This is a genomic window from Microbacterium sp. Leaf320 (genome assembly GCF_001423485.1).
Lineage (GTDB): Bacteria > Actinomycetota > Actinomycetes > Actinomycetales > Microbacteriaceae > Microbacterium.
On sequence record NZ_LMOD01000001.1, the window covers coordinates 118,483 to 131,563 of the forward strand.

Sequence of the window (13,081 nt, forward strand, 5' to 3'; positions counted from 1 at the left end):
ATCCGTGGATCGATCACCGGTCCACTGGTACCACGGATACGACGAGGGGAGGCGGCGCATGGCGATAGACAGACGGGGGCTCGCGGAGTTCCTGCGCGGACGCCGCGAGGCGCTGCAACCCGAGGACGTCGGGCTGCCGCGTGGGGAGCGCCGTCGCACGAGCGGGCTCCGTCGGGAGGAGGCGGCTGCGCTCAGCCACATGTCGACCGACTACTACGCGCGACTCGAACAGGAGAGAGGGCCGCAGCCGTCGGATCAGATGGTCGCGGCGATGGCCCAGGGGCTGCACCTCTCACTGGGCGAACGGGACCACCTCTTCGCCCTCGCCGGTCATACGCCGCCGCCGCGAGGTGCCGAGAGCGACCATGTGAGCCCCGGGATGCTGCGGATCTTCGACAGGCTGCAGGACACGCCCGCCGAGGTGGTCACCGAACTCGGGGAGACGCTGCGGCAGAGCGCGCTCGGCATCGCTCTGGTCGGGAACCTGACCCGTCTGCAGGGGGCTGACCGCAGCATCGGCTACCGCTGGTTCACCGAACCCTCGACACGGCAGTTGTACGACCCCGACGACCACGAGTTCCTCTCCCGTCTGTGGGTGTCGGGACTGCGAGAGATCGCCAGCCTTCGGGGGCCGGGTTCGCGTGCCGCGCGGTACGTCGAGCTCCTGCTCTCCCGGAGTGAGGAGTTCGGGCTGCTCTGGGAGCGACACGAGGTCGGGCTCCGTCCGCCGGGCACCAAGCGGTTCATCCACCCCGAGCTCGGTCGTCTGGACCTCTCGTGTCAGACACTCGTCGACCCTGAGCAGTCGCATGCGCTTCTCGTCTATACGGCTGCACCGGGAAGCGAGAGCCAGGAGAAGCTGAGGCTCCTCTCGGTGATCGGCGCCCAGAGGTTCACGCCCGAGTCCGATGCGGTCGGGGTCGCCGAGCACCCCGACACCTGATGGTCGGACTCGGCCAGCCGGTCAGGCGAAGGCGCTCATGCCGGTGATGTCGCGGCCGAGCAGCAGGGCCTGCACGCTCTCGGTGCCCTCGTAGGTGTGGATCGCCTCGATGTCGGCCATGTGCTGCATTACGCCGTTCTCGAGCAGGATGCCGTTGCCGCCCAGCAGGTCACGGGCGACGGACGCCACGCGCCGCGCGGCACGCGTGTTGTGGAACTTCGCCAGCGATGCCTGTGTCGGACGGAGCTCGCCCGCGGTCTCGAGGTCGGCGAGGCGACGGCAGTAGAGCTGCATCGCGGTGAGGTCCTCGAGCATGTGGGTGAGTCGCTCCTGCACCATCTGGAACTTCGCCAGCGGCTTGCCGAACTGGATGCGCTCCTTCGAGTAGGCGAGGGCGGCCTCGTAGCAGGCGGTCGCGTGACCGAGCGCTGACCAGGCCACGCCCGAGCGGGTCGCGTAGAGCACGATCGACGCGTCCTTGAAGCTCTTCGTCCCCGGCAGTACGGAGTCCAAAGGCACGCGCACCTCGTCGAAGACGATGTGCGCCTGGTGGATGGCGCGCAGCGACGCCTTGCCGCGGATCGGCGTCCCCGTGTATCCGGGTGTCTCCTGCTCGACGAGGAAGCAGCGTACGGCGCCGTGCTCTGCCGCGTTCTCGTCGTCGACGCGGGCCCACACGAAGGTGATGCCGCCCGAGGCGCCGTTGCCGATCCACTTCTTCGCGCCGCGGATGACCCATTCGTCGCCGTCGCGCCTGGCCACCGTCTCGAGCGAGACCGAGTCCGACCCATGGTCGGGCTCGGTGAGGGCGAAGGAGCCGAAGACCGAACCGTCGGCGAGAGAGTTCAGCCACTTCTCCTGCTGCTCATCCGAACCGAAGAGCGCGAGGGTGCGCAGCGCCAGACCGCCCTGCACGGCGAGCACGGTGCCGAGCGACCCGTCGCCGCGGGAGATCTCCATGTTCACGAGGCCGGCGGCGAGAGGGGAGAGTCGGGTGAGCGACGGATGCTCGATGCCGTCGACGACGAGATCCATCTCGCCCATGCGGCGGGCGGCATCGAGAGGGTACTCGGCGCGGTCCCAGGCATCCGCCATCTGCGGCCCGACCTCGTCGATGTACGCCTTCGCGCGGTCCCAGGCAGAGCGGTCGGCGTCGGGGATGTCGGCGAATACGGCGTAGTAGTCGCTGTCCTGTCGTCCGGTGATGTCGTACGACGAGACGCGCTCGCCGGGGAAGGGGGAGGCTGCGGTGCTCATGGTGACTCCTTCGTGGCACCAAGTATCGTACCCCTCGGTACTCGGTTCCACGACTCCGGATGCGTCGAAGCCCATTCGGGTGCGTCGGAGCCCCCGCGGAGTCGGAGAAGCTGCGCCTCGGTGCCGTTGCGAGTCGGTCCGGTGGCGACTCAGTACGGTGGCGACTCAGTCGAGTTGCGTGCGCAGGCGCCGGGTGACCTCGGCGATCGGCATCGAACGGGGGAACACCGCGACGACGACATCGTCCGGCGCCTCGGCGACTGCTTCGGAGGGCACGCCGTATCGGCGGCGGACGTCGGCGAGGGCCGTCTGCAGCGTCGAGAGCGGCACCTTCTTCTTGCCGCGCAGCAGCTGGCGCAGAACATGGTTGTGCACGGCGGTGACGAGGGCGGAGAACCCGACCGCGTCGAGAGGATCGATGCCGGGGAGCGAGCTGCGCAGATAGTCGTCGAACAGCCGCTCGTAGCGGAACACCGTGATGATCTCGCGCTCACGCAGCACCGGCACCTGGCGGACGATCTGATAGCGGCGACGCGCGAGTTCCGGGTCGTGCGCGAAGTGGGCGAAGACCGACTCGGATGCCGCGCACACCGCGCCCCAGGGGTCGTCGTGTCCCTCGGCGAGGAATGACCGCAACTGCTCGAGCAGCACCTCGTGGTCGGCGAAGACGACATCCTCCTTGCCGCCGAACTGGCGGAAGAACGTCGAACGCGAGACCCCCGCGGCCTTCGCGATCTGCTCGACGGAGGTCTGGTCGAAGCCCTGCGATGCGAAGAGCTCGAGTGCAGCGGCCACGACGCCGGTGCGCAGTTCTGCGGATTCGTGCATGGGACGAGCCTAGACCTCGGCTTCGAGCACTGCAGACGCTGCGTCTCCGATGAGCGGGCATGCGTCCAGGGGGATGAACGATGATGGTGCTGCGTAGATGGACGGCTCGGGTTGCCGCGGTGGTGTGTGTGCGGGGAGTCGTGCTGGTGCCGAGTGCGGCGGCGGCGCAGGACTTCTCGCGCGGTGGGCCGCTCTGGGTAGTGGCGAGTCTCCCCAACGTGGACTCGGCGTGGGAAGGGGAGCTCGGGAAGATCAACGGCGTGGTGAACGTGGCCTCCGTGGACGCCACCGCACAGGCGGCCAAGTCACAGCTCCTGCAGTCCTTGATTCGCAACACGGGGTCTGCTCCGCATGAGTTGCAGTGGTCGAACACGTTCGGACACGGGACGGTGAACGCGACGCGCGTGCTGCAGGAGGATCCAGGTGCCGATGCAGGAAGTTGGGAAAAGAACACTTCGGTGTCGCCAACGAGTTCTGTGCACCGTCGATGACGTCGTCTATCATGGGTCGTCGGAGGGTGGGACGCGCTGGCGTCCCTGACGGAGGGGAAGATCATGGCAGCGCAGATCGGTGCTGACTTCGAGCAGATGCTCGAGAACATCCACACGCTCGTCAAGAGCATCGAAGCGGCCGGAGTGGGGTCGCGGTCCACGGAGATCGAAGGGCTACGGACGAACACCACGTCGACATACCTCACGACCGCCTCGGAGTACACCGCCGGCCTGGAACGGATGATCGCCGAACTCAGCGCAGACGCGGCTGCCTTCCGCGATGCGCTCAAGGCAGTTATCGATCAGAAGCAAGAGTCTGAAGAAAGCCTGTCGTCGACAATCTCGCAGATCGCGCAGGTGGTGGATGACCCCACGCTCGTCTCGGCAGCCCAGCTGCGCAATGAAGCCTCTTCCGAGGGCCCGAGCGACTCGGGCACCACTGACGACGATGATAGCGACTCGGTCACATACTGATGTCTGTCCGTCGGTGGGGCGCTGCGGGCGCCGCGTTGGCCGTGGTCGTCGCAGGAGCGATCGCGCCGGGAGCGGCTGCCGCCCAAGACCTCTCGACAGGAGGGGCGCTCTGGTACGTCGATGCCATGAAGATTCCTGCCATCCACGATGCGGGAGTCACGGGCGAGGGCGTGACTATCGCGGTGCTCGATGCCGGAGTGAACACGGAGATAGTCAATCTGAAGGGTGCCGACATCGAGGTGCGCCAGATCGAGCAGTGCCCTGACCCGGCTTCTGCGGATTCGACGGCATTCGCCGCGACACAACACGGTACGTCCGTGACCTCCTTGATCGTGGGCAACGGAACATCTGACAGCGGTTCGGGCCCGGCGGGTATCGCCCCGGGAGCAAGGATCCTCTACTACGGCTCGCTGCAGGAGAGCTGCGACGGTGATGCGTTCCCGGCGGCCATCGCCGATGCTGTCGATCAGGGAGCGGACATCGTCTCGATGTCGGGGGGCTCCGCACGCCTCGCTGACGAGCTCTCGCAGGCCGCCGCCGACGGTGTGGCAGACGCCCTGCGAGCTGGCGTCCTGGTCGTGGCCGGACTCCCCAACGCGGATTCGATCTGGGAGGGAGAGCTCGGCGAGATCAACGGGGTCGTGAACGTGGCTTCGGTGGACTCCGCTGCGAACGCAGCAAAGAGGCAAGACGGGTCCGACATGACGAACGACGACGTCGATGTCGTGGCACCCGGAGTGGATGTTGCAGGCGTCGGGTGGGACGCCACGTGGGGGATGTCGGTGTGGTCTGGAAACTCCGCAGCGACCCCGATCGTCTCGGGGCTTCTCGCTCTCGGTAAGCAGAAGTGGCCCGACGCCACCGCATCGCAGCTCATTCAGTCATTGATCCGTAACACGGGATCGAAGCCGCACGAACTGGAGTGGTCAAACAAATTCGGCCATGGAATCGTCAACGCGACCCGTCTTGTTCAGGAGGATCCTTCCCAGTATCCGGACGAGAACCCGCTGTTCACAGACGGACAGATGCCGGCGTTCGACGAGGTGTATGCATCGACGGAATCGCCGTCCACTGAGACTCCCGAGGACCAGAACGGCGACACGTCGGCCTTTCTTCCCTGGATCCTCGTCGGAGGTGCGGTGCTCGTCGCAGGTGTCGTAGTCGTGGTCATCATCACAAGTCGTAGGAAGAGTGGAGGGAACGAAGATGTATAACCCCAATGTGTGTACGCCGACGATGTTCGAAGACGAGTTGCGCGCGCTGACGACCGCGAGGTTCTCCGACCCTGAACTCGACAGACGCGAGGCGGCGGTGATCGAGCTCCGCAAGGCGATCGAGGCTGTGCGCGAGATTCCGGGGTGGAGCGGCGATTCGGTGGGCAGTGCGAAGGGCCTCCTCGACCGCATGGAAGGCAACGCCAATCGGATCAAGACCGAGCTCAACGCGATGCGGGTTCGGTTGAACACCGCGACAGCCACAGTCTCAGGCGAGGCCGCCACCGCTCTCAGTAAGCTTCCATCCGCATCCGCAGACGGATTCCTGGCGGATGCCGGTCGCAACCTCTCCGGGATCACCGACGGCTGGGGTGCCCTCGATACGGGCGAGTTGGTTGCGCAGGAAGAGGCGAAGCTCGCTGCCGAGCGCGAGACGGCGGCGATGAATGAGCTCAAGACGATCCGCGCATCGCTCACAATGCACGCGACGAACCAGTTCGAGAAAGCGCCCGGGGTGGTCAATGCCGACACGACATCCGTCCCGCTCCCCGTGATCGATGTCGAGGGCATCGACTCGCGCGTCCCTCCCGTCGGCAGCAACGGACCCTCCGGCGGTCCCGGCACGTCGCCGGGCGGAACCGGCGTCGGCAGCGTGGCTCCGCCACAGGTCGGCACGTGGGTTCCCGGCGGTGGCGGCGACGGCGGCTGGGTCAACGGCGGCAACGGGGGCTCCGGTGGCGGTAACACCGGCACTATCGGGGACAACGGCTGGGACAACGGTGACAACGGTGGTTCGGGCGGCAACGGCGGCTCCGACCCCACCGTCGACTCGCCGAACGGCGGCACCCTGCCCGGATACCCCGGAATCGGAATCGGTGGTGGCGGTGGCGGCGGAGGTCTGCTCGCCGGCGGATCCGGCGGTTCGGGCACGCTCGGCGCGGCGGTCGTGGGCGGCGCAGGAGCCGCGGCGCTCATGGGTGCACGCTCGGCGTCGCTCAATGGCGCGGGCGGCGCAGGTCTGTTCGGCGGTGGCGGAAGCGGTGCCGGTGCAGGTGCGGCCACGGCCGGACGCGGACTGCTCGGCATGGGCGGTGCGACCGGTCCCGGCGGGCTCGGAGCAGCAGGCTCGGCATCAGGCTCGGCGACCGGTGCTGCCGGGGGAACGGCGGCGGGCGCAGGTGGCCGCTCGATGGCGCCGGGCATGATGGGCGGAGCAGCCGGAGACGACGAGAAGCGTCGCGACCGCTCCGGTCTCGGCGGCCCGATCGCCCCCAAGCTCGAAGACGACGAGGAAGTCGGGCCCCGGTCGCGATCCGCCCAGGCGGGCAGCCGCGACACGCTCCGCTGACCCCGTCTCCATACCGGTATGCGCTCCCGGCGGCCCTTGGGCCGCCGGGAGCGTTCAGTTCGAGGTAGTAGGCTGGGCGACTGGTCGATGTCTCGACATCGAGAGAATTACCAGACAGCAGCCCAGTGAAGGAACCACAGTGGATCTGTACGAGTACCAGGCACGAGACGTTTTCGAGAAGTACGGAGTGCCGGTCCTCGCCGGCATCGTCGCCGACACCCCTGAGGAGGTGAAGGCAGCCGCTGAGAAGATCGGCGGCGTCGTCGTCGTCAAGGCCCAGGTCAAGACCGGTGGTCGCGGCAAGGCCGGCGGCGTCAAGGTCGCGAAGACCCCCGAAGAGGCATACGAGGCCGCGAAGGCGATCCTCGGTCTCGACATCAAGGGCCACATCGTCAAGCGCGTCATGGTCGCGCAGGGTGCGCGCATCGCCGAGGAGTTCTACTTCTCCGTGCTGCTCGATCGCGCCAACCGTTCGTACCTGAGCCTCTGCTCGGTCGAGGGCGGCATGGAGATCGAAGAGCTCGCGGTCGAGCGTCCCGAGGCGCTCGCGCGCGTCGAGGTCAACCCGCTGACGGGCATCGACAAGCAGAAGGCGGTCGAGATCGCTCGCGCCGCGAACTTCCCCGAGGACCTGATCGAGAAGGTCTCCGACGTGTTCGTCAAGCTCTTCGACGTCTACAAGGGCGAAGACGCGACTCTCGTCGAGGTCAACCCGCTGGTCCGTACCGAAGAGGGCGACATCATCGCCCTCGACGGCAAGGTCACGCTCGACGACAACGCCTCCGAGATCCGTCACCCCGAGCACGAGGCGCTCGAAGACAAGGACGCAGCCGACCCGCTCGAGGCCAAGGCCAAGAAGAGCGGCTTGAACTACGTGAAGCTCGACGGCGAGGTCGGAATCATCGGCAACGGTGCAGGACTCGTCATGTCGACGCTCGACGTCGTCGCCTACGCCGGTGAGAACCACAACGGCGTCAAGCCCGCCAACTTCCTCGACATCGGCGGCGGCGCCTCGGCTGAGGTCATGGCCGCAGGCCTCGACGTCATCCTCGGCGACCCGCAGGTCAAGAGCGTGTTCGTCAACGTCTTCGGCGGCATCACGGCGTGCGACGCCGTCGCCAACGGAATCAAGGGCGCTCTCGAGACCCTCGGCAGCGCGGCCTCCAAGCCGCTCGTCGTGCGCCTCGACGGCAACCGCGTCGACGAGGGCCGCGCGATCCTCGCCGAGTACGCGCACCCGCTCGTCACGCTCGCCAGCACCATGGACGAGGGCGCCGACAAGGCCGCCGAGCTCGCAAACGCCTGAGACACAAGGACTAGAGAAATGTCGATCTACCTCAACAAGGACTCCAAGGTCATCGTCCAGGGCATCACCGGCGGCGAGGGCACCAAGCACACGGCACTCATGCTGAAGGCCGGCACCCAGGTCGTCGGTGGCGTGAATGCCCGCAAGGCCGGCACCACGGTCTCGCACACCGACAAGGACGGCAACGCCGTCGAGCTCCCCGTCTTCGCCTCGGTCGCCGAGGCCATGAAGGAGACCGGCGCAGACGTGTCGATCGCCTTCGTGCCGGGTGCGTTCACGAAGGACGCGATGATCGAGGCCATCGACGCCGAGATCCCGCTGCTCGTCGTCATCACCGAGGGCGTCCCCGTGGGCGACTCGGCCGAGGCGTGGGCCTACGCGCAGAGCAAGGGCAACACGACCCGCATCATCGGACCGAACTGTCCCGGCATCATCACCCCCGGTGAGGCGCTCGTCGGCATCACGCCGGCGAACATCACCGGCAAGGGCCCGATCGGCCTCGTGTCGAAGTCGGGCACCCTGACGTACCAGATGATGTTCGAGCTGCGCGACCTGGGCTTCTCGACCGCCATCGGCATCGGCGGCGACCCCGTCATCGGCACGACGCACATCGACGCGCTCGCCGCGTTCGAGGCCGACCCCGAGACCAAGGCGATCGTGATGATCGGTGAGATCGGTGGCGACGCCGAGGAGCGCGCGGCCGACTACATCAAGGCACACGTCACCAAGCCGGTCGTCGGCTACGTCGCGGGCTTCACCGCTCCCGAGGGCAAGACCATGGGGCACGCCGGTGCGATCGTCTCCGGCTCCGCCGGTACCGCTCAGGCGAAGAAGGAGGCCCTCGAGGCCGCCGGCGTCAAGGTCGGCAAGACGCCGTCCGAGACCGCCGCTCTCATGCGTGAGATCGTCGAGGCGCTCTAAGCGCTATAATCGAAGAGAAGGCCCTGGACTCCACTCCGGGGCCTTCTTTCATGCCCGCCCGGCATGGCAAGATCGACGGAACGGCGACACACATCCCAGGAGGCGCGATGTCCGCATCACCGACGCCCGGTTCTCCGATTGCCGGTGCCGCGCCAGCGTTCGCACCGCCGGGATGGTATCCGACGGGTTCGCCTGGGCTTTCCCGGTGGTGGGACGGTACCCGATGGACGGATCACATGGCTCGACCGTCCGGGGTGTTCGATGCGGGATCCTATCGGCGGATGCTGTGGACCATGATGATCGTCTGGCCCGCGCTCGCGATCATCTACGCTGTCGTCTTCATCGCCTTCGGCGTCATGTGGGGCTGGAACATCGTCCTTCTCACATCCATGGGTCTGCCTGCGATCGCCTTCGCGATCGGGGCAGTCGTCGTAGTGGTTCTCGTGCGACGACGGCTGCTCGAGGTCCCGCTCGCATCTGCGCTCGCACGTTGACTATCTGACCGCGTGGTCTTCACTGCGGGGCGAGTCGCTGCCAGATCACGGCGATGCGCCGCGCCTGTTCCGCAGCTTCGGTCTCGGTAACCATCTCAGCGAGAGTTCGATCCGCTCCGGCAGTGCGCTAGGGGCGACGCCACGGGTCCGCAGACGACGGAAGGGCGGATGCAATTCGCATCCGCCCCTCCGATGTTCTCTCGTCGCTCAGGCGACGCCGAACAGCGCTTCGATCGGCCCGCGGGCGAAGAAGATCACGAAGCCGGCGGCAACGATCCACAGCAGCGGGCTGATCTTGCGGGCCTTGCCGGAGAGCGCCTGGATGAGTACCCAGCTGACGAAGCCGGCGCCGATTCCGTTGGCGATCGAGTAGGTCAACGGCATCACGGTCACGGTCAGGAACACGGGCAGCAGCACGTTGAACTCGGTGAGGTCAATGTACTTGATCTGGGCCATCATCATCGCTCCGACGATCACCAGCGCCGCGGCGGCGATCTCGGTCGGCACGATCGACGTGAGCGGTGTGAGGAACATCGCGAGCAGGAACATGCCACCGGTGATCAGGTTCGCGAATCCGGTGCGTGCACCCTCTCCGATACCCGCTCCAGACTCGATGAACACGGTGCTCGACGACGACGAGGTGCCACCACCGACGATCGCGCCGACACCTTCGACGACCAGTGCCGACTTGATGCGCGGGAAGTCGCCGTTCTCGTTCGCGAGACCGGCTTCTTTCGCGAGACCTGTCATGGTGCCCATGGCGTCGAAGAAGTTCGAGAAGACCAGCGTGAAGACGATCATCACGATCGCGACGAGGCTGACCTTGCAGAAGTCGAAGCTGAAGTCGACCGCGCCGACCAGGCTCAGGTCGGGCAGGCCGAACGGCGAGCCGGTGAGCGTGGGGACCGTCAGACCCCAGCCTCCGGCGTTGCCGTCTGCTGCGGCCCCGAGGTGCCAGATCGCCTCGACGATCACCGCGAGCACCGTGCCCGAGACGAGGCCGATGAGCAGCCCGCCCTTGACCTTGCGGGCGACCAGGATGCCGGTGACGATGAGCGTGACGATGAAGAGAACGGTCGGCACGGTCGCGACGGAGCCGCCGACTCCCAGGCCCACGGGCGGGGAGGCGCTGCCGGTCGCGGTGACGAAGCCGGAGTTCACGAAGCCGATGAAGGCGATGAACAGGCCGATTCCGACCGTGATCGCGATCTTCAACTGGAACGGCACGGCGTCGAAGATCATCTTCCGCAGACCCGTCGCCGCGAGGAGCACGATCACGAGACCGTTGATCATGACGAGCGCCATGGCCTCGGGCCAGGTGACCTGGCCGACGACCGAGAACGCGACGAAGGCGTTGATGCCGAGGCCGGCTGCGAAACCGAACGGCAGGCGGGTGATGAGACCGAAGAGGATCGTCATCACGCCGGCGGTCAGCGCGGTCGCGGCGCCGACGGCGCTGAAGTCGAGGGTGTCGCCTGAGACATCGGCCGAGCCGGACAGGATGATCGGGTTGAGGATCACGATGTAGGCCATCGTGACGAACGTCACCAGACCCCCTCGGATCTCGGTGCCGATCGTGGATCCGCGCTTGCTGATCTCGAAGAAGCGGTCCAGGGCGTTCGTGGGTTCGGCCGTGGAGCGGGTGGGGGACGGGGCAGTTGTCATCGGGAAACCTCCGCAGGCGACGATATCGTGTCGCGCGAGTCGCGCGCGCCCCCAGGCGACGACAGGGTTCTCGTCGTAGTCTCGATTCGATATGCAACGCCTCCTCGTCGCGCTCCTCGCCGCCTTCGATGCCGCCATCGCCGCGGCGGTCGGTCTCGTGGTCCTGCTGGCACCGCTCACGCTGCTCTGGACGCTCGCGTTCGGCGTCACGGCCGACTGGGGCGCCCTCTGGCCGCTCACCGGGACCCTGTGGCAGTTCGGCCACGGCGTGCCCCTGGACGTCGACGTCGCAGCCGACGTGCTGCGTGCGACGGGCATCGCTCCGGACGCCGCCGCTTTCACGCTCTCGGTCACCCCGCTCGCCTTCCTGCTCTTCACGCTGCTGTTCGCGGCACGGTCAGGAGCGCGTGCGGCGCGCGCGGGCGCGTGGCTGCTCGGCGCACTCTCGGGTGCGCTGACCTTCGGGATCATCGCGACCGGCGTGGCGCTGACCTCCAACCTCTCGGTGGCCCAGACCGCCCTGGTGCCGGCGATCCTCCTGCCGACCGCGGTCTACCTCGTGGGCGCGGTCTGCGGTGCCGTGCGCATCGCGTGGGAGGACGGCGACGGCGGCTTCCTCGATCGGGTGCACGACGTGGTCGACTCCTGGGGCGACTGGGGCCCCGTGCCGAGTGCTGCGGTGCGCGGAGCGGCCTTCGCCCTCGTCGGCGTGACCGCCGTCTCCGCCCTCGCGGTGGCGCTCATGACGCTGACCCGCGGCGGCGAGGTCGTCGCGCTGTTCCAGGCCGCGCGCGTCGACGCCCTCGGAGCGGGAGTCATCACGCTCGGACACCTCGCGTATCTGCCGACGATCATCGTCTGGGCGGCATCCTGGCTCGCCGGGCCGGGGTTCGCCGTGGGTGTCGGCACAGCCGTGTCTCCCGCCGGCACGCAGCTCGGGGTCGTGCCGGGCATCCCCGTGCTCGGACTGCTGCCCGAGAGCACCTCGATGTGGATGCTGATCGTGATCCTCCTCCCGATCGGCGCCGGAGCCTTCGCCGGATGGGCCGTGCGATCCCGCCTCGTGTGGGAGGGCACCCCCCTCGGCACCGGACCGCGGGCGGCGATCGCCGGCGGCATCGGGGTGCTCACGGCCGTGGTCGCCGCGCTGGCGGCCCTGCTGGCGGGCGGATCGATGGGACCAGGGCGTCTCGCCGAGGCAGGACCCGCCGTGCTGCCCTTCGCTCTCGCACTGGGCGGTGAGGTGCTGCTCGGCGCAGCGATCCTGTTGCTCTCGCCACGGCACCGCGACGAGCTCGCCGAAGAGCGCACCGAGCGATGGGTCGCCGAGATGACCGCATCCGACCTCGCCTTCGACGACTCGACGGATCGCATGCCCGCCGCAACGACGTGGCCGGGGGCGCCCACTGCATTCGACACCGCACCGCTCGGCGACGACAGCGGCTTCCGGCTGCCGAAGCGCGACCCCGACGATCCGCTGCGCTGACACGCGGGTCGGGGCGTCGCTTCGGCCCCGGTAGACTGGGCGCGTGCTCACGGTCGCCGTTCTCATCTCGGGCACCGGCTCGAACCTTCGCGCCCTCCTCGAGGCCGCTCGTCACCCCGATTTTCCTGCGCGGGTGGTGGTCGTCGGTGCCGATCGCGAAGCCGACGGACTCGCTCACGCCGAGGAGTTCGGCATCCCGAGCTTCACGGTTCCGTGGCATGAGCACGAGTCCCGCGACGCGTGGGGTGAAGAGCTCGGACGCCAGCTCGCCGTCTGGAACGCCGACCTCGTCGTGCTCAGCGGCCTGATGCGACTGCTGCCGGCATCGCTGGTCGCGAGCCTCGCGCCGCGCCTGATCAACACGCATCCCGCGTACCTACCGGAGTTCCCCGGAGCTCACGGCGTGCGCGACGCGCTTGCCGCAGGCGTCTCCGAGACGGGCGCGAGCGTGATCGTCGTCGACGACGGCGTCGACACCGGCCCGATCCTGGCGCAGGAGCGGGTGCCGGTGCTCGACGGCGACACCGAGCACACCCTGCACGAGCGCATCAAGCCCGTCGAACGCCGTCTGCTGATCGACGTTGTGCGCCGCATCGCGACCGGCGAGCTCTCGCTGTCGTCCGCAACCTGAACCGAACCACGCACGCCACCCTC

The 13,081-nt window shown here is 67.8% G+C and carries 13 protein-coding genes and 1 pseudogene; 11 read left to right on the forward strand and 3 right to left on the reverse strand.

Features of this window, described 5'->3' with window-relative positions; genetic code table 11:
* The first annotated feature begins 58 nt into the window (after positions 1-58).
* On the forward strand, positions 59-943 hold the full coding sequence (locus ASF63_RS00585; RefSeq protein ID WP_056508419.1) for a helix-turn-helix transcriptional regulator: 885 nt from the start codon (positions 59-61) through the stop codon (positions 941-943).
* Between the two features lie 21 nt (positions 944-964).
* Here ASF63_RS00585 and ASF63_RS00590 read toward each other — a convergent pair whose 3' ends face one another.
* Both ASF63_RS00590 and ASF63_RS00595 read right to left on the reverse strand, forming a co-directional pair.
* Positions 965-2,200, reverse strand: coding sequence for an acyl-CoA dehydrogenase family protein (locus tag ASF63_RS00590; protein ID WP_056508421.1), 1,236 nt, complete (start codon positions 2,198-2,200; stop codon positions 965-967).
* 165 nt (positions 2,201-2,365) lie between these two features.
* A complete protein-coding gene (locus tag ASF63_RS00595) occupies positions 2,366-3,028 on the reverse strand; it encodes a TetR/AcrR family transcriptional regulator (RefSeq protein WP_056508423.1) in 663 nt (220 codons plus the stop codon).
* Between the two features lie 80 nt (positions 3,029-3,108).
* Here ASF63_RS00595 and ASF63_RS00600 point away from each other — a divergent pair, with 80 nt between their 5' ends.
* The 8 genes and pseudogenes from ASF63_RS00600 (at position 3,109) to ASF63_RS00630 (ending at position 9,276) form a co-directional block, all read left to right on the forward strand.
* A complete protein-coding gene (locus ASF63_RS00600) occupies positions 3,109-3,519 on the forward strand; it encodes a hypothetical protein (protein WP_056508425.1) in 411 nt (136 codons plus the stop codon).
* Between the two features lie 63 nt (positions 3,520-3,582).
* Positions 3,583-3,993, forward strand: coding sequence for a hypothetical protein (locus ASF63_RS00605; protein WP_056508429.1), 411 nt, complete (start codon positions 3,583-3,585; stop codon positions 3,991-3,993).
* On the forward strand, positions 3,993-5,207 hold the full coding sequence (locus ASF63_RS00610; RefSeq protein WP_056508433.1) for a S8 family peptidase: 1,215 nt from the start codon (positions 3,993-3,995) through the stop codon (positions 5,205-5,207). The genes ASF63_RS00605 and ASF63_RS00610 overlap by 1 nt, the downstream gene beginning before the upstream one ends.
* Positions 5,200-6,555, forward strand: a complete 1,356-nt coding sequence (locus ASF63_RS00615) for a hypothetical protein (protein WP_157534203.1) — start codon at positions 5,200-5,202, stop codon at positions 6,553-6,555. The genes ASF63_RS00610 and ASF63_RS00615 overlap by 8 nt, the downstream gene beginning before the upstream one ends.
* A gap of 139 nt (positions 6,556-6,694) precedes the next feature.
* Positions 6,695-7,861, forward strand: a complete 1,167-nt coding sequence (sucC, locus tag ASF63_RS00620) for an ADP-forming succinate--CoA ligase subunit beta (RefSeq protein ID WP_056309122.1) — start codon at positions 6,695-6,697, stop codon at positions 7,859-7,861.
* A gap of 18 nt (positions 7,862-7,879) precedes the next feature.
* A complete protein-coding gene (gene sucD / locus ASF63_RS00625; RefSeq protein WP_056508436.1) occupies positions 7,880-8,782 on the forward strand; it encodes a succinate--CoA ligase subunit alpha in 903 nt (300 codons plus the stop codon).
* Between the two features lie 107 nt (positions 8,783-8,889).
* A pseudogene (locus ASF63_RS19390) lies at positions 8,890-9,018 on the forward strand (DUF2510 domain-containing protein); the annotation flags it as partial.
* Entirely contained in the window at positions 9,019-9,276 is a 258-nt protein-coding gene (locus ASF63_RS00630) for a hypothetical protein (RefSeq protein ID WP_056508438.1), read from the forward strand.
* A gap of 207 nt (positions 9,277-9,483) precedes the next feature.
* On the opposite strand, the gene ASF63_RS00635 is transcribed toward ASF63_RS00630, so the two are convergent.
* Complete coding sequence (locus ASF63_RS00635; RefSeq protein WP_056508440.1) at positions 9,484-10,941, reverse strand: NCS2 family permease; 1,458 nt, start codon at positions 10,939-10,941, stop codon at positions 9,484-9,486.
* A 91-nt stretch (positions 10,942-11,032) separates the two neighbouring features.
* Here ASF63_RS00635 and ASF63_RS00640 point away from each other — a divergent pair, with 91 nt between their 5' ends.
* Together ASF63_RS00640 and purN are read left to right on the forward strand one after the other, a co-directional pair.
* The gene (locus tag ASF63_RS00640; RefSeq protein WP_056508442.1) at positions 11,033-12,427 is read left to right on the forward strand and encodes a DUF6350 family protein; all 1,395 of its coding nucleotides are present in this window, start codon (positions 11,033-11,035) and stop codon (positions 12,425-12,427) included.
* A 43-nt stretch (positions 12,428-12,470) separates the two neighbouring features.
* On the forward strand, positions 12,471-13,058 hold the full coding sequence (purN, locus tag ASF63_RS00645; RefSeq protein WP_056309102.1) for a phosphoribosylglycinamide formyltransferase: 588 nt from the start codon (positions 12,471-12,473) through the stop codon (positions 13,056-13,058).
* The last annotated feature ends 23 nt before the right edge of the window (positions 13,059-13,081 follow it).